The organism is Rouxiella badensis (assembly GCF_002093665.1).
GTDB lineage: Bacteria > Pseudomonadota > Gammaproteobacteria > Enterobacterales > Enterobacteriaceae > Rouxiella > Rouxiella badensis.
In genome coordinates this window covers 68948-88989 of the sequence record NZ_MRWE01000012.1, presented here as the reverse complement: position 1 = coordinate 88989, position 20042 = coordinate 68948, and the positions used below count along the sequence as shown (strand labels likewise).

The window sequence follows — 20042 nt, the reverse complement described above, 5'->3', positions numbered from 1 at the left end:
CCGATGGAATTATCCTCACTGACAGCCGTTTCCCCCGTTGATGGACGCTACGGTGATAAAGTCAGCGCGCTGCGCACAATTTTCAGCGAGTTTGGTCTGCTGAAGTTTCGCGTGCAGGTTGAAGTACGTTGGCTGCAAAAACTGGCCACCTGTGCAGAAATCAAAGAAGTTCCCGCTTTTGATGCCGACGCAAACGCTTTCCTTGACCAGTTAGTGGCTAATTTCGATGAAAATGATGCGCAACGTATCAAAGACATCGAAAAAACCACCAACCACGACGTCAAGGCCGTGGAATATTTCCTGAAAGAAAAAGTAGCAGCGATCCCGGCTCTGCACGCTGTGTCTGAGTTCATTCACTTTGCCTGTACTTCTGAAGACATCAACAACTTGTCTCACGCGCTGATGCTGCAAACCGCACGTCAGGACGTGGTGCTGCCTTACTGGTTGAAAATTGTTGATTCTATCAAGGCACTGGCTCTGCAATATCGCGACATTCCACTGCTGTCCCGCACCCACGGCCAGCCTGCGACCCCGTCTACCATCGGTAAAGAGCTGGCCAACGTCGCCTACCGTATGGACCGTCAGGTCAAGCAGCTACAGCAGGTCGAAATTCTGGGCAAAATCAACGGTGCCGTCGGCAACTACAATGCCCACATCGTGGCTTACCCAGAGGTTGACTGGCACCAGTTCAGCGAAGAGTTCGTCACCTCACTGGGCATTACCTGGAATCCGTACACCACGCAGATCGAACCCCATGACTACATCGCCGAGTTGTTCGACTGCATCGCGCGCTTTAACACCATCCTGATCGACTTCGATCGTGATATCTGGGGTTACATCGCGCTAAACCACTTCAAGCAAAAAACCATTGCCGGTGAGATTGGTTCTTCAACCATGCCGCACAAGGTTAACCCAATCGACTTCGAAAACTCCGAAGGCAACCTGGGCCTGGCGAACGCCGTTCTGGGCCACCTGGCGAGCAAACTGCCGGTTTCTCGCTGGCAGCGTGACCTGACCGACTCTACCGTGCTGCGTAACCTTGGCGTGGGCATCGGCTATGCGCTGATAGCCTATCAGGCAACCATGAAAGGTATCAGCAAGCTGGAAGTGAACGAAGCAAATCTGGTCGGTGAACTGGACCGCAACTGGGAAGTATTGGCTGAGCCTATTCAGACCGTGATGCGCCGCTACGGCATCGAAAAGCCCTACGAGAAGCTGAAAGAGCTGACCCGTGGCAAACGCGTTGACGCTGAAGGCATGAAAGTCTTCATCGATAGCCTCGAGCTGCCGGAAGAAGAAAAAGTTCGCCTAAAAGCGATGACGCCAGCCAACTACATCGGCCGCGCCACCACCATGGTCGACGAACTTAAATAATCGTTTAAACCATTACGTTCAACGGGGGAGAAAACGCAGGTTTTCTCCCCCGTTTTTTTATTATCCTGTTGAATTACTTCCCTTCAGAAAAAATAACTCAGCGTGCCTTTCTTTTCTCGTTTATATTTCGTTTATATTTTAAATCTTATGGTTGATATCAGGTTTATCTTGTAGCGATGATAATGAGCCCTTGCCGAAAACGGAGAACGTTATGCGAATTTTAGTCGTTGAAGATAATGCGCTTTTGCGCCATCACCTTTCTGTGCAGCTGCGCGAAATGGGCAATCAAGTCGATTCTGCGGAAGACGCCAAGGAAGCCGACTATTTTCTGCAAGAGCACGCCCCTGATATCGCGATCGTCGACCTGGGTTTACCGGGTGAAGACGGCCTGAGCATGATCCAACGCTGGCGTAACCACCAGGTCAAACTGCCGATTTTGGTACTGACCGCACGTGAAAGCTGGCAGGACAAGGTTGCCGTGCTGGAAGCCGGTGCTGACGACTACGTGACCAAACCTTTCCACCTCGAAGAAGTGATTGCGCGCATGCAGGCGTTGATGCGCCGCAACAGCGGGCTAGCCTCACAGGTTATCGCCCTGCCGCCGTTCGTCATTGACCTCTCACGCCGCGAATTGACGGTCAATGAACAGCCGGTAAAACTCACGGCCTTCGAATACACCATTATCGAGACGCTTATCCGCAACGCCGGAAAAGTGGTGAGCAAAGACAGCCTGATGCTACAGCTGTACCCTGACGCCGAACTGCGCGAGAGCCACACGGTTGACGTGTTGATGGGCCGTCTGCGCAAAAAATTGCAGGTTGAACATCCGGCTGAGGTCATTACTACCGTGCGAGGTCAGGGTTATCGCTTTGATATCCGAGGCTAAAGCCGATGATAACCAAAAGCAAAAATCCGTTTTCGCTTCGCGCCCGCTACATGATGGCTACCGCCGCCGTGGTGCTGGCGCTGTCGCTCGCCTACGGATTAGTGGCCGTCGTCGGCTACATGGTGAGCTTCGACAAGACCGCCTATCGGCTACTGCGCGGCGAGAGTAACCTGTTCTTCAGCCTCGCGCAGTGGCATGACGACAAGTTGACCATCAATGTTCCCCCCGATCTCGATCTCAATTTCCCCACGCTGGTATTCATTTACGACAGTAACGGGAAACTGCTCTGGGCTCAGCGACGCGTACCCGATCTGGAATCACAAATCAGCAAGTCATGGCTGAATAAACCCGGCTTTTATGACCTCGACACCGACACGCAAACCTCCAGCGAAGTCGTGGGTAACAACCCCAAAGCGCAAGACCAGTTGAAGAATTACGACGGGACTAACGCCACCGCAATGACGCACTCGGTGGCGGTAAATAACTATGCCGCAACCTCACGCCTGCCCGCGCTGAATATCGTGGTCATCGACAGTATTCCGCAGGAGTTGCAGCATTCCGATTTAGTGTGGGAGTGGTTCAGCTATGTGCTGCTCGCAAACCTGCTTCTGGTGGTGCCCTTACTCTGGCTGGTAGCCTACTGGAGCCTGCGGCCGATCAAGGCATTAATCGGCCAGGTGGCAGAGCTTGAAACCAAAGAGCGCGACCTGCTCGACGAGCAAACTCCCTCCGAGCTGCGCGGACTGGTGCGCAATCTCAATATTCTGCTCAGCAGCGAACGCGGCCGCTATGACCGCTATCGCACAACGCTCGCCGACCTGACGCACAGCCTCAAAACACCGCTGGCGGTGCTGCAAACCACGCTGCGCTCGCTGCGCAACGGCAAGGAGATGAGCATAGAGAAGGCCGAACCGATAATGCTTGAGCAGATAAGTCGTATCTCGCAGCAGATTGGCTATTACCTGCATCGCGCAACGCTACGCTCTGAACACCTGATTCTGGTCCGCGAAATCCACTCAGTCCCGGCGCTGCTCGACAGCCTTTGCTCGGCGCTCAATAAGGTTTATCAGCGCAAGGGGGTGGTATTGACGCTCGATATCTCGCCTGAAATCACTTTCATCGGTGAAAAGAACGACTTTATGGAGGTGCTGGGCAATGTCATCGACAACGCCTGCAAATACTGTCTGGAGTTCGTCGAAATCAGCGCGGTGCACACCGAAAACGAATTAGTGATTCTGGTGGAAGACGACGGTCCTGGCATTGCTGAAAACCAGCGTGAGCTTATCTTCAAGCGCGGCCAACGGGCAGATACGCTGCGTCCGGGGCAAGGTCTCGGCCTGTCGCTGGCGAGCGAAATCATTGAACAGTACGACGGTAAGATCCTTATCGGTGACAGCGAATTAGGCGGCGCGAGCATGCGCATCTGCTTCGGTCAGCAGTACGACAGCGATCAATCCTGAGTTTTTTGCCGGTGTGGGTGTGATTCACATGTCAGAGTTTAAATTTGCCGATGATTGCCTGCGCCAGCGCACTGATGTTCCGTTATAATCCATGTCAGACTTTAGCAATCCGCGGAACAAACACATGGATTATCAACTTGATTTAGACTGGGACGATTTTCTCGCCAACTACTGGCAAAAGCGTCCGGTCCTGCTTAAACGTGGTTTCAAAAACTTTATCGACCCGATTTCCCCGGATGAACTGGCGGGTCTGGCGATGGAAAACGAAGTTGACAGCCGCCTGGTCAGCCATGACAAAGGGCGCTGGCAGGTTAGCCACGGCCCGTTCGAAAGCTATGACCACCTTGGCGAGAATAACTGGTCCATTTTGGTTCAGGCCGTCGACCACTGGCATGAACCTTCCTCACACCTGATGCGCCCTTTCCGCCAGATCCCAGATTGGCGCATGGACGACCTGATGATTTCCTTCTCTGTTCCCGGCGGCGGCGTTGGCCCGCACCTCGACCAGTATGACGTCTTCATCATTCAGGGCACCGGCCGTCGCCGCTGGCGCGTTGGGGAAAAAATCCCGATGAAACAGCACACGCCGCACCCTGATCTTCTTCAGGTTGAACCGTTTGACGCCATCATCGACGAAGAGATGGAACCGGGCGATATCATCTATATCCCGCCTGGATTCCCGCATGAAGGTTACTCGCTTGAGAATGCCCTCAACTACTCCGTTGGCTTCCGTGCACCTAACTCACGCGAAATGATCAGCAGTTTCGCCGACTACGCGCTGTCTCGCGAGCTGGGCAGCAAACGTTATAGCGATCCAACGCTGGTGAAACGCGATCATCCTGCCGAGATCCAGCAGCACGAGCTTGACGGCCTGCGCAACATGATGCTGGATCTGGTGAACAATCAGGAGCATTTCAACAGCTGGTTTGGGGAGTTCATCTCTCAGTCACGCCACGAGCTTGACGTTGCGCCACCGGAGCCGCCTTATCAGCCGGGTGAAGTGTACGAGCTGCTGGAGTCGGGTGAGACGCTGCAACGCCTGGGTGGGCTTCGCGTTCTGCACGTTGGCGATCGTTGCTACGTGAACGGTGAGGCGATTGTGACCGAACAGACCGCCGCTGCGGATGCGTTGAGCCGTAACCTGACCGTCACTCATGCCATGCTGGGCGACGCGCTCGAGGATCCTTCTTTCCTCGCAGCACTTTGCGCATTAGTGAACAACGGCTACTGGTATTTCAACGACTAAGCCTTAAACGGTCCCCTTCTTCGCTCATGGACGAGGGGATCGAACCGCTATCTTTTCTTAGCCGCATTCTCTGCGGTCAGCGCTACAATCCGCATAATCACCGATACCGCACTCTCCATCCCTTCCAGGGTAATAAACTCGTGCTTGCCGTGGAAGTTATAGCCACCGGTAAAAATATTCGGGCAAGGCAGTCCGCGAAATGAGAGCTGTGCGCCGTCTGTGCCGCCGCGAATCGGTTTGACCGTCGGCTGAATATTGCAGTCTTTCATCGCCTGCTGAGCACATTCGATCACATGCGGATGCTTCATCACCTGCTCTCGCATGTTGTAATAGTGATCGTCGAGGGTGACATCGATATAGCAGTCGCGGTGCAGCCCTTCCCCTACCCACTGCGCCACCTCTATGATTTTATGCTTGCGGGCTTCAAACCGAATTCGGTCAAAATCACGCACAATGTAGTGCATTTCGGCGCGTTCTACCGTGCCCTTGATGCTGACCAGATGATAAAAACCGTCATAACCCTGCGTCTGCTCGGGCGTTTCTGAAGCCGGTAGCGCCTGATGGAAACGCGTCGCCAATGACAATGCGTTGACCATCACGCCTTTTGCGCTGCCGGGGTGCACGTTGTTACCCACAATTTTGATTGTCGCCGACGCGGCATTAAAGTTCTCATATTCAAGCTCACCTACCCCGCCGCCATCGACGGTGTAGGCCCACTCAGCGGCAAACTGCTCGACGTCAAAATTCTGCACGCCTTTGCCAATCTCTTCATCAGGCGTAAAGGCGAAGCGCACATCACCGTGAGGAATATCGCCATTTTTGAGCCGCACCATCGCGGTGACTATCTCGGCGATCCCAGCCTTGTTATCGGCACCGAGCAGGGTTTTACCGTCGGTGGTAATGAGGGTCTGCCCAAGCAGTTGATGCAACACCGGGAACATCACCGGAGAGAGTATCTCTTCGCCCTGTCCCAGCGCGATATCACCGCCGCGATAGTTTTCGACAACCTGCGGGTTGACGTTTTTGCCGCTGAAATCAGGCGCTGTATCAAGGTGAGAGATAAAGCCAATGGTGGGTACTGGCCAACTGACGTTAGCAGGCAGCGTAGCGGTCAGGCAGCCTTTAGGGCTCAATACCACGCGGTCAAAGCCGAGCGAAATGAGTTCGTCGCGCAGTGAGAGAGCCAGTTTGACCTGTCCTTCACTGCTCGGGGTGGATTTTGCGTTGGCTTTTGATTGGGTATCAAAAGAGACATAGTGGAAGAAACGGTCAAGCAAGTTATCCATATTCAGGCATCCTCTGGCGACAGAGTTTCATTATGCGCAGCCTGAATATCTCAAATATTGCGTCAGGTCATTTTTAGTACGTTTACAGCCTGGTGGGAAATTAACGCCAGCTGTCGCTCTTCTTGCTCAGAAATGCGTGCACGAACTCGGGAACCACCTTACTGGCAAGCCCGTAAATGCGCTCATCGAATTGGCTTTCGACCTGACTCGGCTCCAGATTGAGCTCGAAGGTATGCGCTCCCTGAACCCGTGCCTCATGCACAAAGCCTGCCGCCGGATACACATGTCCGGAAGTGCCGATAGCAATAAAGAAATCGGCTTTGCCCAGTGCGGTGTAGATTTCGTCCATCCGCAGCGGCATCTCACCAAACCACACCACGTGTGGGCGCAGCGGGGCAGGAAACTGGCAGCAGTGGCAGCGGTCATCAACCGAAAGGTCGTGGTTCCAGTCAAACACCTGTCCCGACTCGGTACAACGCACCTTCATCAACTCGCCGTGCATATGCAGCACCCGAGAACTGCCTGCACGCTCGTGCAGGTTGTCGATGTTTTGCGTAACCAGCAGGAAGTTGTCTCCCAGCGCCTCTTCGAGCACCGCCAGCGCCTGATGCGCCGCGTTGGGCTGAATCGTTTCCTGTTGCAGCTGCTGACGCCGAGCGTTGTAGAACGCCTGCACCCGCTGCGGGTCACGCCGATAGCCTTCCGGCGTGGCAACGTCTTCAACCTTATGCTCTTCCCACAGCCCGTCTGCGGCGCGGAAAGTGCGGATCCCTGATTCGGCCGAGATCCCGGCACCGGTGAGCACCACCACGAACGGTCTTTTCAACTCCGCCGCGGCCATACTGTCGCGATGGAAGATATTCGACCGAAAACGCTGATGGCGTATGCGCTTATTTTTGCGAAACCGACGCAGCCGATGGCGTGTGCGCATATTCACCGCTCCTTTTCTTTATCCGGAAAAACTTCTTTGCTCAAGAAGACTGATTACTGACCACCGCTCAATACGCGCGCGGGGTCGATGCGGCTAGCGCGACGCGCTGGGTACCAGCTGGCGAGCAGGCTCAATACCAGGGCGGTCGCTAAAACGCTTAAAACGTCTAACCAATGCAATTCCGACGGTAGAAAATCGATGAAGTAGATATCACCGGATAAAAATTTATGACCGACCATTTTTTGCAACAGGTTGATGATGTTGGTCAGCTCAAGCGATGCCACCACGCCAATCACCACGCCCAGCACGCTGCCTACCAGCCCGGCCATCAGCCCGTACCAGATAAACACCGCACGGATAAGTCCGTCTTTGGCACCCAGCGTTCTCAGTACTGCGATATCGCTGCTTTTATCCTTAACGGCCATCACCAGCGTGGAGACAATGTTAAAGCAGGCTACACCTATCACCAGCACCATCGCTAAATACATTATGGCGCGGATCATCTGGATATCACGGTACATATAACCGTAAGTCCCTATCCAACTGCTAATGTAGACGTAGGCTTTTGTGACCTCGCCCGCATCGCGTACCAGCTTGTTGGCAGCGAAAACATCGTTAACTTTGATATCGATTCCGGTTACGCTGGATCCCATGTCCTGATACTGCTGGGCATCGGCCAGCGGCACCATCGCCATACTGTGGTCAAGCTGTCCGCTGAGCTGCAAAATTCCGCTCACGTGCAGACGGATACGCTTAGGCTGAAGCAGCTTCATGTCAGGGTCGCTGTTGGGGATCATCACTGTTACCCAATCGCCCTGCTTGACGTTAAGCGCATCGGCAACCCCTTTACCCAGAATCACCTGCTGCTCGCCAGGCCTGAAGTTCTGCCAGGCATCGCCCTGTACAAATTTCGGTGCTGCGCTGATGCGCTCTTCCTGTTGGGGATCAACCCCCTTAACCTGTAGCGCCCTCAGCTTGGCCCCGTTTTCGACCAAACCGCTGAACTGTATGTAAGGCGCCGCCGCAACGATGCCCGGCACCTTCTCGACGCGCTGGATAACGTCTTCCCAGCCAATAAATGGCTGATTAACCGGGCGAATTTCGCCATGCGGTACCACAGCCAGCACGCGGTCCTTAAGCTCTCGCTCAAAACCGTTCATGGCGCTGAGGCCCACAATCAGTACCGCTACCCCGAGCGCAATGCCCAGCGTGGAAATCACCGAAATAAGCGACACCATGCCGCCACGGCGGCGGCCACGGCTAAAACGCAGGCCAACAAGAAGGGAAAAAGGCATAGCTGACATTAACGCGCCCCCAACAGGGTTGAGTCCTGCTGTAACTTACCGTCGCGCATTTCGAGCTGACGGCTGAGACGATTAGCCAGATGCAAATCGTGCGTGACCACCAGGAAAGCCGTGCCCTGACGCACATTGAGCTCGCCGAGCAGCTCAAAGATGCTGTCGGCGTTCTTTTGATCGAGGTTACCCGTTGGCTCATCGGCCAATACCAGTGCAGGATTGTTCACCAGCGCACGGGCAATCGCCACGCGCTGACGTTCACCGCCGGAGAGCTCGGACGGACGATGCTTGCTGCGATGCTCGAGCCCCACGGCCGCCAGCATCTCACGCGCCTTGTCCTGCACCTCTGACGCCTTGTTTTTACCGATTAGCAGCGGCATGGCCACGTTTTCGAGGGCGGTAAAGTCCGGCAGCAGGTGGTGAAACTGATAGATAAAGCCTAGTTGGCGGTTACGCAGTTCGGCCTTGGCGGAAGAAGACATCGCGTTCAGCGACTGCCCCTTAAACACCACCTCACCCGAGGTCGGGGAATCCAGACCACCCAGCAGGTGCAGCAAGGTACTCTTGCCGGAACCGGAGCTGCCCACGATAGCCATCATCTCGCCCGGCTTGATGGCAAACGAAACGTTACGCAGCACGTCGGTATTGAGTTTGCCTTCATGGTAAGTCTTACAGAGGTTTTCGCACTGCAACAACAAAGAATTATTCATAACGTAGAGCCTCTGCGGGTTGGGCGGCGGCGGCGCGCCATGAAGGGTAGAACGTAGACAACAACGCGATGACCATCGCCACCAGCGCAATAACAATAACCTGCATCGGTTCGATGTCGACCGGCAGAGACGCGCCGTCAAGCATCACGCCAATCGCAGGCATGATGGTGTTCAGTTGCGTCGCGAGCAGCACGCCCAGCACCGCACCGAGCAACGCGCCGATGATACCGGCGCTCGCGCCCTGCACCATAAACACCGCCATAATCTGCGCGCGGGTCAGCCCCTGGGTTTTGAGGATAGCGACCTCACCCTGCTTTTCCATGACCAGCAGGCCCAGCGAAGTAATGATGTTAAATGCAGCAACCGCCACAATCAGACTCAGCAGCAGGCCCATCATATTTTTTTCCATGCGCACCGCCTGGAACAGCTCGCCGCGACGCTCGCGCCAGTCCTTCCATTCAGTGCCCTTTGGCAGCGCCTGAGTGCTGAGCGTATCGACGTCGAGCGGTTTATTCAGATACAGCCTCCAGCCAGTGACATTACCCAGCGGATACAGCATCATGCGCGACGCGTCCTGAATGTTGACCAGCATCTCATAGCCGTCAACTTCACTGTTGGCGTCAAAAGTGCCTGCTACAGTAAAAATACGCTGGCTCGGGATATTGCCCATCGGGGTGAACTGGCTGACGCTGGTGACCATCAGACGCAGCTTGTCGCCGCGCTGCACCTTGAGCTGCTGCGCGAGCTGACTGCCGAGGATGACCTTGTACTGGCCCGGCTGTAGGTCCTGCTGACTGACACCCACCAGGGATTTCGAGAGCGTGTCATTCTCCTGAGGGTCAATACCCAGCATCACGCCTACCGCAACGTTACCGGGGCTTTGCAGCACCACGTCACCGGTCGTGAAAGGCACAGCACGATTCACACCCTGCAATTTTGCAGCGTCGTCGTGGGTGATTTGTTTTGGATTTAGCGATCCCTGCGCCGTGGTGATGTACGCCTGAGGCATCAGTCCCAAAATATTACTTTCGAGATCTTTCTCAAAACCGTTCATGACCGACAGCACCGTGACCAGCGCCATCACCCCAAGGGTGATGCCAATGGTGGATAGCCAGGAGACAAACCGCCCAAAGCGGTCTGAAGCACGCCCGCGCATGTAGCGCAGGCCGATAAATAACGCGACAGGTTGATACATGAAATCCGTTAAGTGCAGTAGCTCATTGCAAAGTGATCAAGGATAATAAAGGCTACCAGTGCTTTATGGAACCATTAACGGTGTAACTATGCGGCTTTTATTTATGTAGAGTCGTGTACAAATCGGATTGACCTGATAGCAAACCGCATCGCAAGATACGGTCTGAAAATTCGGACTTCCCCCGCCGACAAACGAGATTGCGAAACTGCTTATGCTTCAAAATATGCCTCAAGAGCCGCGTTATTCACTGCCAGAGCGTCCCGGCGATACCCGTCAGTTGGGGCAACTCACCGGCTCGGCCTGCGCGCTGGAGTGCGCCCAAATCAGCGAACGCCACGCGGGTCCGGTGATGCTTATCGCGCCGGATATGCAAAATGCCTTGCGTCTGCGCGACGAAATTCAGCAATTTACCGAACATAAGGTGATCAGCCTCTCCGACTGGGAAACGCTGCCTTACGACAGTTTCTCTCCGCATCAGGAAATTATTTCCGCCCGTCTGTCGAGCCTGTATCAGCTGCCGACCATGGAGCGTGGCATTATCATCCTTCCAGTCAATACCTTGATGCAGCGTGTTTGTCCTCACGAGTTCCTGCACGGGCACGCGCTGGTGATGAAAAAGGGCCAGCGCCTGTCGCGCGACAAACTGCGCGCACAGCTTGAACAGGCGGGCTATCGCAGCGTTGACCAGGTGATGGAACACGGCGAATTTGCTACCCGTGGTGCCCTGCTCGACCTCTATCCCATGGGCAGTGAAGAGCCTTACCGCATCGACTTCTTCGATGACGAGATTGACAGCCTGCGTCTGTTTGACGTCGATACCCAGCGTACGCTGAGCGAAGTCGAGTCTATTAATCTGTTGCCCGCGCACGAATTCCCGACCGACAAGAACGCTATCGAGCTGTTCCGCAGCCAGTTCCGCGAGAAGTTCGAGGTGCGCCGCGACGCCGAGCACGTTTACCAGCAGGTGAGTAAAGGCACCTTCCCCGCCGGTATCGAATACTGGCAGCCACTGTTCTTTAGCCAGCCGCTGAGCACGCTGTTCAGCTATCTGCCAGAAAATACGCTGGTGCTGAACACCGGTGACCTGGAACACGCCGCCGAACGCTTCTGGCAGGACGTGGTGCAGCGCTACGAGAGCCGCCGCATTGATCCAATGCGCCCGCTGGTTGAGCCTGACCTGCTGTGGCTCAAGGTGGATGGCCTCTATTCAGAGCTAAAAAAATGGCCGCGTATTCAGCTCAAGGCCGAGCGACTGCCGGAAAAAAGCGCCAACACCAACCTGGACTATCAGCCGTTACCAGACCTCTCCGTGGTGCCACAAAACAAGGCGCCGATGGACAACCTGCGCCGTTTCAACGAATCCTTTGGCGGCAGTCTGGTGTTCTCGGTCGAGAGTGAGGGCCGCCGCGAGACGCTGCAGGACCTGCTGGGCCGTATCAAGCTGAATCCGACCCTGATTGAGCGCATCGAAGAGGCTACCGCACCGGGTCGCTACATCATGATAGGCGCGTGTGAAAAAGGCTTTCTCGATAACCAAAAACAGCTGGCACTGGTCTGTGAAAGCGACATGCTGGGTGAGCGCGTGGCCCGCCGCCGTCAGGATACGCGCCGTGCTATCAACACCGATACGCTTATCCGCAACCTCGCCGAGCTGCGCCCCGGACAACCTGTGGTCCACCTCGAACACGGCGTCGGCCGCTATCTCGGCCTGACGACCCTCGAAGCCGGCGGTATCAAAGCGGAATACCTGATCCTCACCTACGCCGGTGAAGACAAGCTTTACGTACCGGTCTCGTCGCTGCATCTGATAAGCCGCTACGCCGGTGGCGCAGACGAAACCGCGCCACTGCATAAACTCGGTGGCGAAGCCTGGTCCAAGGCACGGCAGAAGGCGGCAGAGAAGGTTCGTGACGTAGCCGCTGAACTGCTCGACATCTACGCCCAGCGCGAAGCCAAAGCCGGTTTTGCCTTCAAGCATGACAAAGAACAGTATCAGCTGTTCTGCCAGACCTTCCCGTTTGAAACCACGCCGGACCAGTCGCAGGCCATCAACGCGGTGCTGACTGACATGACTCAGCCGCTGGCGATGGACCGTCTGGTCTGTGGCGACGTAGGCTTTGGTAAAACCGAAGTCGCGATGCGCGCCGCGTTCCTCGCGGTTTCCAACAACAAGCAGGTTGCGGTGCTGGTACCGACCACTCTGCTGGCGCAGCAGCACTTCGACAACTTCCGCGATCGCTTCGCTAACTGGCCTGTGCGCATTGAGATGATGTCGCGTTTTCGCAGCGCCAAAGAGCAGCAGGCGGTGCTGGAAGAGGCCATTGAGGGCAAGGTCGATATCATTATCGGCACCCACAAGCTGTTGCAGAGCGACCTGCGCTGGAAAGATCTCGGCCTGCTGATAGTCGATGAAGAGCACCGTTTCGGCGTGCGGCACAAGGAACGTATCAAAGCGATGCGCGCCGATGTCGATATTCTGACCCTGACCGCCACACCGATTCCTCGTACGCTGAACATGGCAATGAGCGGCATGCGTGACCTGTCAATTATCGCTACGCCACCGGCACGCCGTCTGGCGGTGAAGACCTTCGTTCGCGAATACGACAATTTAGTGGTTCGCGAGGCTATCCTGCGTGAAATCCTGCGCGGTGGGCAGGTTTACTACCTGTATAACGACGTGGCAAACATCGACAAGGCCACGGAACGTCTGGCGGAGCTGGTCCCTGAAGCGCGCATTGCGATCGGCCACGGCCAGATGCGCGAACGCGATCTCGAACGGGTGATGAACGACTTCCACCACCAGCGTTTCAACGTGCTGGTCTGCACCACGATTATCGAAACCGGTATCGATATTCCAACTGCCAATACCATTATTATTGAACGTGCCGACCACTTGGGCCTGGCGCAGCTACACCAGCTCCGTGGTCGCGTGGGACGTTCTCACCATCAGGCTTACGCTTATCTGCTGACGCCAAATCCGAAGGCGATGTCGGCGGATGCGCACAAACGCCTCGAGGCGATCGCCTCACTCGAGGATCTGGGTGCGGGCTTCGCTCTGGCGACGCACGATCTTGAGATCCGCGGTGCAGGCGAACTGCTCGGCGAAGATCAGAGCGGCCAGATGACTACCATCGGCTTCTCGCTGTACATGGAGCTGCTGGAAAACGCCGTCGATGCGCTGAAAGAGGGGCGCGAGCCGTCTCTCGAAGACCTCACTACCAGCCAGACCGAGGTTGAGATGCGTATGCCTGCGCTGCTGCCCGAGGAGTTTATTCCTGACGTCAACACCCGCCTGTCGCTGTACAAACGTATCGCCAGCGCACGCAGCCAGCAGGAAGTCGATGAACTGCGCGTAGAGCTGATTGACCGTTTCGGCACCCTGCCAGACGGTGCGCGTAACCTGCTGAGCATCGCCGTGCTGCGACTCAAGGCGAAAGCGTTGGGGATTAAGCGCATCGAGGGCAACGAGCGCGGCGGTTTCATCGAATTCAGCGACAAAAACCGCGTCGATCCGGGGTATCTGATTGGTTTACTCCAGAAGCAGCCTCAGGTGTACCGACTGGACGGCCCGAGCAAGCTGAAGTTTATGCTGGACCTGACCGACAGACCGAAACGCCTGAAATTTGTCGATGAACTGCTTGAGGAGTTCGCCGGGCACCAGCTTCCCGCCTGACGATTTCCTGAATAACCGCCATAAAAAAACCTGAGCTAAAAACTCAGGTTTTTATTTTTAGGATTTGGCGATTAGCTACGCGTTGAGGTCAACTCAAGCTGACCGCTTTTATCCAATGGGATCTTGGTGCCCGGATCGTGGTCCATCCGCACTTTGCCCTGCTGGTCGCCAATTTTATAGGTGACGTCATAGCCCAGCATTTTCTCCGACTTGTCATAGACCGTGGTGCAACGTTGTCTCTGCGTGGAGTAGGTGTCGTTATCCTGCATGCTGCTCTGTACGCGGTTCCCTGCATAGCCGCCACCCAAGGCACCCGCTACCGTGGCCAGGCTGCGTCCGCGCCCACTGCCGAACTGATGGCCTATTACCCCACCCGCTACTGCCCCCAGTAAAGAACCCGCAATCTGATTCTCGTCTTGTACCGGACGACGATGCGTTACCGTCACGTTCCGACACTCCTGACGAGGCGTTTTGGTGGTTTCTTTAATCGGTGTCGCGCTTACGACCTGCGCATACTGCGGACCAGAAGAAAATACGTTCATACTTGCTACAGCTGCGACACCCAGTGCCGCAGCAACGCCGATCCCGACGCCAGCTAACATTGACTTATTCACAGGACATCCTCCTGAAAGTGTTACCACGCATTTTGCTCCCCCCTAACAAAATCCCTCTGAGGAAACGGCGTGCGTGAATCGCCTGCTGTAAAGAGTTCGTTTGAACCTGTGTCAAAGTTTGCGCAATTAGCGTCCGAGGGACAATAAGACTTTTGGATAAAACCAACAGATAAAGTGCAGGTGAAGCAGGAATTGGGAGGATTCTTAAGAGAAGTGCGAGAGAGTGGCAGTAAAAAGCCAACAGTCTATGGCTCGAATCGATTCAGCCTCCGATTTAAAAAAAATCGGAGGCGGGTCAAACGTTTAGTGCAGTTTAAGACGCGGACGAAGCACGCGGTTAATTCTGCCAACAAACATCATCAGGCCTGTTTTTACATACCCGTGCAGCGCAATCTGATGCATACGGTACAAGGAAACATAGACCAGACGTGCCAGGCGACCTTCAATCATCATCGAGCCCTTGGTCAGGTTACCCATCAGGCTGCCGACGGTGCTAAAGCGCGAAAGCGAAACCAGTGAACCGTGGTCCTTATAAACGTACGGCTTCAGGCTCTGACCGCTGCGCTGCGCCAGAATGTTGGCATAGCAACGTGAGGCCATCTGGTGCGCAGACTGTGCGCGCGGAGGCACAAACCCGCCCGCCGGCAGAGCGCAGGAAGCACAGTCACCGATCGCGTAAATATCTGGGTCACGCGTGGTTTGCAGCGTAGGCTCAACCACCAGCTGATTGATACGGTTGGTCTCAAGACCCGCGATATCTTTCATGAAATCAGGAGCTTTAATCCCCGCAGCCCACACCATCAGATCGGCTTCGATAAATTCGCCGTCTTTGGTGTTTAGCCCGTTTTTCTCGGCGCTGGTCACCATGGTTTTGGTCAATACGCGAACACCAATCTTGGTCAGTTCCTGATGTGCAGCGGCAGAAATGCGCGGCGGCAAAGCAGGAAGAATACGTTCACCGGCCTCAACCAGCGTTACGTTCAGCGCCTGACTGTCCAGACCTTCGAAACCGTAGCTGTGCAGCTCTTTCACCGCGTTGTGCAGCTCGGCAGAAAGCTCAACGCCGGTCGCGCCGCCGCCCACGATAGCGATGTTAACGGTGCCCTGTTTATCGGGATTGGCCGAATATTTAAGGAACAGATTTAACATTTCATTGTGGAAACGGTGTGCCTGATGCGGGTTATCCAGGAAAATGCAGTTTTCTTTCACGCCCGGCGTGCCGAAGTCGTTAGAAGTACTGCCCAGCGCCATCACCAGTTGGTCATAGTCCAGATCGCGCTCAGGCACCAGCAGCTCTCCGTTGGTGTCACGGATTTCGGCCAGCTTAATGCTTTTATTTTCGCGGTTGATATCGGTCAGTGTACCGATTTGGAATGTGAATCCATGATTGCGCGCGTGGGCAAGATAGCTCAACGCGTCAACGCCGTCATCCAGGCTTCCGGTGGCGACTTCATGCAGCAGAGGCTTCCACAGGTGGCTGTGGTTGCGGTCCACCAACACTATCTCGGCCTTCTTGCTACGGCCAAGTTTGTGACCCAGGCTGGTTGCAAGCTCAAGACCGCCCGCTCCACCGCCGATAATCACAATTTTCTTCTTTGCTTCAGTCACTATGACTCCCTCAAATGTAAACCAAATGTTATCTAAGGGTAACGTTATTATCCTTAGATAACATAGGGTTGCTCAAGTTAAATCATCTTGAAAGACGAGGATAACATGCGGGAGTCGGATGATTATACCAAAATTGATCTGCATCAATTCTTTTTGACTGCGTCCCAGAGGTAACAAAAATTTTGCATCTTGCTATTCAATCAGTTAGCACCGGGACGCAAAGAGACTATTTTTCAGGAAAGATTTTTGAAGGCGTTGATTCGCTGCAAATGGACCGAGATATCCTTAAACTTATGGCTTTGAACCTGGTCCCAGACGATAGAATAATAGGGAGAGAGAGCCTTGGCCGTTTCGGCGCTGTCGAGGACACCGTCGTCACGCGAGAGGATAACCAGACAGCGACCGCGGTTTTTCTCTCTAAAATCACTGATACATTTGGTCGCAATATCAACGTACTCTTCTGGCCTGTCTATCTTGCCTGTCATGTTGTTCTGTGGTGACAAATTGGGGTTGAACATCACCTGACGAACGCCGCATAAAAAGCCGATCCGTTCTGCCCAATAGCCTCCCAGACCCACGCCGCAAATCACCGTATGTGGGTCTGGAGCCTGTTGCAACGCCTTATCAACTTCCTTAAGCAGGTGCTGCATGTCGTGACGCGGATGCAGCGTGCTGTAGCTGATAAAGCGCACGTCGGGGTCAATAAACTGTAGCTGTAACACCTTTTCATGATTACCCGGACTGGTTGAGTCAAAGCCATGCAGATAAATGATCATATCTTTCCTCATTAAACCTCGGTATCACTGCAAAAGCCTGAAACAGCTAACGCGCTGTCAGGCCTGCTTGTGCGCCTGCCAGCGCTCATTCAGCGCCGTAAGCTCTTGGTGAGAACGCTGCCAACGGCGAGTGTCTCGCAAAGCCTGACGACTGGATTTACCCTGATAGGCCCCACCATGGTACAAGCCCGCCACCTTGTCCGCTTTGACTGGAGACAAGTTATCCAGCACGCTGACCGCACCGTCGCGGTTGTTGCACACCAGAATCATATCGCAACCGGCATCGAGAGAAGCCTGACCGCGTTCGGCGTAGCTGCCCATCACCGCCGCGCCTTCCATCGACAAATCGTCGGAGAAAATCACGCCGTTGAAACCCAGTTCCTGACGCAGGATCTGTTTCAGCCAGTAGGGCGAACCACTGGCAGGACGTGGGTCAGCCTGAGTATAAATCACGTGTGCCGGCATCACCGCGTCGAGCATCTTGCGTTCAATAAGCTGGCGGAAAATCGCCATATCATGAGCGCGAATCACCTCAAGCGGGCGTGAGTCGAACGGCGTCTCTTTGTGTGAGTCTGCGGTGACCGCGCCATGACCCGGGAAGTGCTTGCCGGTGACCTTCATTCCTGCGGCGTGCATGCCGCGGATATAGCGCTCGGCGATATCCAGTGCCTTCTGTGGATTTTCATGGAACGAACGTTCACCGATAGCGGCGCTGATGTGGCCGATATCCAGGACCGGCGCGAAGCTTATGTCGATGTCCATGGCGATCATTTCTGCCGCCATCAGCCAACCCGCCTCTTCGGCCAGACGTCCGGCCTCAGGTTCATCGTTCAAAGCTGCAAAAGATTGCGCCGCCGGAATACGGGTAAAACCTTCACGAAAGCGCTGCACCCTGCCCCCTTCCTGATCGACTGCCAGCACCAGACGTTCGCGGGACGCCGCGCGAATCTGGCGGATCAACTCCTGCAACTGATCCACGTCGTGGTAGTTGCGGGTAAACAGGATCAGGCCACCGACCAGCGGGTGTTGTAAAATCTCACGCTCTTCAGCATCCAGCTCATAGCTGGCGACGTCTAACATTACTGGACCCAAGACCCACTACTCCTTTACTGAAATTCAGAAAATAATTGCTGGCGCAGAGGCTGCGCCCAAAGCGTATAGCGCGCATCGGCGGTTTGCTGCCAACGCACTTCAAACCACATTAACATCAGATAATCGAGCCAAGGTTGCCAGAGGCGGATCTGCGCCTCAAGCCGCACAAGGTCGGGGTATCCGCCGCACCGGGCATAGTCCAGCAACAGCTGCGATTGCTGAGACGGACTGTAGCCATTGCCGCGAAACAAGGCGGCGAACTCCAGTGCGATATCGGCAGAAACCGCGTATTCCCAGTCGATGAGGCGCGTGCCCTGCGGACTCACGACCCCATTTTCAGGATGAATATCCATGTGTGTCACCGCCGTCTTCAGCGCCTTTGGCGGCGAGCGTTTCATCATTCGCTGATGCACTCGCAGCCACGCCGGTGTCAAACGCCGCCGGTCAATCGCCTGCCAGTATCGCCCCAGCCGCCGTCGGATATCCAGCACCTCGCCCTGCGGCGCAACGCCGTGCAGTCGGGCCAACAAGGCCGCCAACTGCCGCTGCTGCTCGGCGGAGAAAAACAGCGCCTGACTCAGCGTTTCGCCGTCCACCCAACTCACCACCAGCCAGGGATACGCCCAACGCAAGACCTGAGGCGCGATGCCCGTGGAAGAGAGGTGGCGCAGCAGGCGGTTTTCACGCCGCCGGTCGATCCCCAGCAACTGTTTTTCAGCCGATTCAAGGCGGGCAAGATAGCGATGCGTGGGCGATTCAATCCGCCAGCTTTCGCTGCTCAACCCTTCTACCGGAGTAAAAACACAACCGGCGGAATAATCCGCCGGAAGATGTTTTTCAACGAGACTGCGTAAACTACTGTTGATTTTGAACGGCACCGCTGCCAGACCAGACAATTTCACCGGTCTGCACGGTCATCAGCTGCATATCGAGCGTTGGCGATTTCACGTTGCCGCTCGCATCGCTGTACAGCACATACTGGGCATTGACCTGACGCGCCAGCGCAATCGCCTTGCTGCGCGAGACCAGGTTGTCGTCGGCAGAAAGGCCCATCGCCTGTTTGGCGCTCGCCAGCTGCGAAGCCGGAACCACGGTGAAGGTGTTGTTAGACGCCAGTGCGGTATGCATTGCATCGGTTATTTTACCGGTTTGCAGCGAACCGTTAGTGCTGTTCTTCACGTTATCCAACAGTAAAACGCTGCCAGACTGAACGCCGTCAGCCTTGAGCATTTTCGCCACTAACGGCTGTACCGTTGCGCTCCAGTCGATGGATTGCAGTTTCGGCGGCTGAGGAATAGTTTCAACCGGCGGCTGACCCGAGGTCTCAGGCGTACCGATAGGCGGCACGGTGGTGATAGGCGCGGTCGTCGGCGGTGGTGTCTGAGGCTGTTGCTGCTCTTGTTGTTCTTGCTGGGTGGAAATACAACCGCTTAACGCTAAAGTTGCCAATGCCACGATTAAATACTTTTTCATCAACCCTCTCCCTACGGGAAATTAAAGGTAAAGGTGGACACGTACACTGTACGCATCAAGATTGCCGTTAAGCGAATAGATATCGGCGTCGGAATTTGCTGGAACGGTAATGGTTCGCGGCGCAGCAAACGGCAGCAGGTCCAACCCCTGCTTATCATACCAATAGAATACATAGTGTATCTGTATCGGTTTAGACTGATTATTGCTGAGCGTCAGCGTCGCCTTTTGGCGTCCTTCGTCGTTGGAAAGTGACGGCTCGCCTGGGATAATCCCTGCGGTCAAGACCGGCGACTCCATGATAACCGTTTGCTGATTATTCAGCGCAATGCCCGGTTTCGTACTGCATCCTGCCAGACAAAGCAACATCGCACAGGCAATCAAAAATCGCATAACCTTCCCTCAATAAGCGCTAGAACACCC

The 20042-nt window shown here is 55.2% G+C and carries 17 protein-coding genes; 5 read left to right on the top strand and 12 right to left on the bottom strand.

The window, feature by feature from the left end; all coding sequences use genetic code 11:
* Nucleotides 1-3 precede the first annotated feature (3 nt).
* From purB to BS640_RS09195, 4 genes are all read left to right on the top strand, one after another.
* Nucleotides 4-1374, top strand: coding sequence for an adenylosuccinate lyase (purB, locus tag BS640_RS09210; RefSeq protein ID WP_017491952.1), 1371 nt, complete (start codon nt 4-6; stop codon nt 1372-1374).
* 211 nt (nt 1375-1585) lie between these two features.
* A complete protein-coding gene (gene phoP / locus BS640_RS09205) occupies nt 1586-2260 on the top strand; it encodes a two-component system response regulator PhoP (protein WP_017491953.1) in 675 nt (224 codons plus the stop codon).
* Nucleotides 2261-2265: 5 nt separating this feature from the next.
* A complete protein-coding gene (gene phoQ, locus BS640_RS09200) occupies nt 2266-3720 on the top strand; it encodes a two-component system sensor histidine kinase PhoQ (protein WP_017491954.1) in 1455 nt (484 codons plus the stop codon).
* Nucleotides 3721-3844: 124 nt separating this feature from the next.
* Nucleotides 3845-4966, top strand: coding sequence for a ribosomal protein uL16 3-hydroxylase (locus BS640_RS09195; protein ID WP_017491955.1), 1122 nt, complete (start codon nt 3845-3847; stop codon nt 4964-4966).
* 47 nt (nt 4967-5013) lie between these two features.
* Here BS640_RS09195 and pepT read toward each other — a convergent pair whose 3' ends face one another.
* The 5 genes from pepT to lolC form a co-directional block, all read right to left on the bottom strand.
* On the bottom strand, nt 5014-6252 hold the full coding sequence (gene pepT / locus BS640_RS09190) for a peptidase T (protein WP_084912427.1): 1239 nt from the start codon (nt 6250-6252) through the stop codon (nt 5014-5016).
* Between the two features lie 100 nt (nt 6253-6352).
* Entirely contained in the window at nt 6353-7183 is an 831-nt protein-coding gene (gene cobB / locus BS640_RS09185) for a Sir2 family NAD+-dependent deacetylase (protein ID WP_017491957.1), read from the bottom strand.
* A gap of 53 nt (nt 7184-7236) precedes the next feature.
* Nucleotides 7237-8478: a lipoprotein-releasing ABC transporter permease subunit LolE gene (gene lolE, locus BS640_RS09180; RefSeq protein WP_206600921.1), complete on the bottom strand. Its 1242-nt coding sequence runs from the start codon at nt 8476-8478 to the stop codon at nt 7237-7239.
* Between the two features lie 8 nt (nt 8479-8486).
* Nucleotides 8487-9191 carry a lipoprotein-releasing ABC transporter ATP-binding protein LolD gene (gene lolD, locus BS640_RS09175; RefSeq protein WP_017491959.1) on the bottom strand — a complete coding sequence of 235 codons (705 nt, stop codon included), beginning with the start codon at nt 9189-9191 and terminating at the stop codon, nt 8487-8489.
* Complete coding sequence (gene lolC, locus BS640_RS09170; RefSeq protein WP_084912425.1) at nt 9184-10386, bottom strand: lipoprotein-releasing ABC transporter permease subunit LolC; 1203 nt, start codon at nt 10384-10386, stop codon at nt 9184-9186. The genes lolD and lolC overlap by 8 nt, the downstream gene beginning before the upstream one ends.
* Nucleotides 10387-10609: 223 nt before the next feature.
* Here lolC and mfd point away from each other — a divergent pair, with 223 nt between their 5' ends.
* Nucleotides 10610-14059: a transcription-repair coupling factor gene (gene mfd / locus BS640_RS09165; protein ID WP_084912441.1), complete on the top strand. Its 3450-nt coding sequence runs from the start codon at nt 10610-10612 to the stop codon at nt 14057-14059.
* Between the two features lie 71 nt (nt 14060-14130).
* Here the strand turns inward: mfd and BS640_RS09160 are convergent, their stop codons facing one another.
* The 7 genes from BS640_RS09160 to BS640_RS09130 form a co-directional block, all read right to left on the bottom strand.
* Entirely contained in the window at nt 14131-14673 is a 543-nt protein-coding gene (locus tag BS640_RS09160) for a glycine zipper 2TM domain-containing protein (protein ID WP_026110759.1), read from the bottom strand.
* A gap of 303 nt (nt 14674-14976) precedes the next feature.
* Entirely contained in the window at nt 14977-16281 is a 1305-nt protein-coding gene (locus BS640_RS09155; protein ID WP_017493567.1) for an NAD(P)/FAD-dependent oxidoreductase, read from the bottom strand.
* Between the two features lie 233 nt (nt 16282-16514).
* On the bottom strand, nt 16515-17057 hold the full coding sequence (gene ycfP, locus BS640_RS09150) for an alpha/beta hydrolase YcfP (RefSeq protein WP_017493568.1): 543 nt from the start codon (nt 17055-17057) through the stop codon (nt 16515-16517).
* Nucleotides 17058-17114: 57 nt separating this feature from the next.
* Nucleotides 17115-18137: a beta-N-acetylhexosaminidase gene (nagZ, locus tag BS640_RS09145; RefSeq protein WP_017493569.1), complete on the bottom strand. Its 1023-nt coding sequence runs from the start codon at nt 18135-18137 to the stop codon at nt 17115-17117.
* Between the two features lie 26 nt (nt 18138-18163).
* Entirely contained in the window at nt 18164-19051 is an 888-nt protein-coding gene (locus BS640_RS09140) for a phosphotransferase (protein WP_227955284.1), read from the bottom strand.
* Entirely contained in the window at nt 19005-19622 is a 618-nt protein-coding gene (lpoB, locus tag BS640_RS09135; RefSeq protein ID WP_017493571.1) for a penicillin-binding protein activator LpoB, read from the bottom strand. The genes BS640_RS09140 and lpoB overlap by 47 nt, the downstream gene beginning before the upstream one ends.
* 21 nt (nt 19623-19643) lie before the next feature.
* Nucleotides 19644-20012, bottom strand: a complete 369-nt coding sequence (locus tag BS640_RS09130) for a YcfL family putative periplasmic lipoprotein (protein WP_017493572.1) — start codon at nt 20010-20012, stop codon at nt 19644-19646.
* Nucleotides 20013-20042: the final 30 nt, after the last annotated feature.

Excerpts from the sequence above, each read along its gene's own strand:
- lolD (WP_017491959.1), bottom strand. The coding sequence starts at position 9,191 with ATGAATAATTCTTTGTTGTTGCAGTGCGAAAACCTCTGTAAGACTTAC.
- nagZ (WP_017493569.1), bottom strand. The coding sequence starts at position 18,137 with ATGTTAGACGTCGCCAGCTATGAGCTGGATGCTGAAGAGCGTGAGATT.
- ycfP (WP_017493568.1), bottom strand. The coding sequence starts at position 17,057 with ATGATCATTTATCTGCATGGCTTTGACTCAACCAGTCCGGGTAATCAT.
- lolE (WP_206600921.1), bottom strand. The coding sequence starts at position 8,478 with ATGCCTTTTTCCCTTCTTGTTGGCCTGCGTTTTAGCCGTGGCCGCCGC.
- BS640_RS09130 (WP_017493572.1), bottom strand. The coding sequence starts at position 20,012 with ATGCGATTTTTGATTGCCTGTGCGATGTTGCTTTGTCTGGCAGGATGC.
- mfd (WP_084912441.1), top strand. The coding sequence starts at position 10,610 with ATGCCTCAAGAGCCGCGTTATTCACTGCCAGAGCGTCCCGGCGATACC.
- cobB (WP_017491957.1), bottom strand. The coding sequence starts at position 7,183 with ATGCGCACACGCCATCGGCTGCGTCGGTTTCGCAAAAATAAGCGCATA.
- lolC (WP_084912425.1), bottom strand. The coding sequence starts at position 10,386 with ATGTATCAACCTGTCGCGTTATTTATCGGCCTGCGCTACATGCGCGGG.
- phoQ (WP_017491954.1), top strand. The coding sequence starts at position 2,266 with ATGATAACCAAAAGCAAAAATCCGTTTTCGCTTCGCGCCCGCTACATG.
- pepT (WP_084912427.1), bottom strand. The coding sequence starts at position 6,252 with ATGGATAACTTGCTTGACCGTTTCTTCCACTATGTCTCTTTTGATACC.
- phoP (WP_017491953.1), top strand. The coding sequence starts at position 1,586 with ATGCGAATTTTAGTCGTTGAAGATAATGCGCTTTTGCGCCATCACCTT.
- BS640_RS09195 (WP_017491955.1), top strand. The coding sequence starts at position 3,845 with ATGGATTATCAACTTGATTTAGACTGGGACGATTTTCTCGCCAACTAC.
- lpoB (WP_017493571.1), bottom strand. The coding sequence starts at position 19,622 with ATGAAAAAGTATTTAATCGTGGCATTGGCAACTTTAGCGTTAAGCGGT.
- purB (WP_017491952.1), top strand. The coding sequence starts at position 4 with ATGGAATTATCCTCACTGACAGCCGTTTCCCCCGTTGATGGACGCTAC.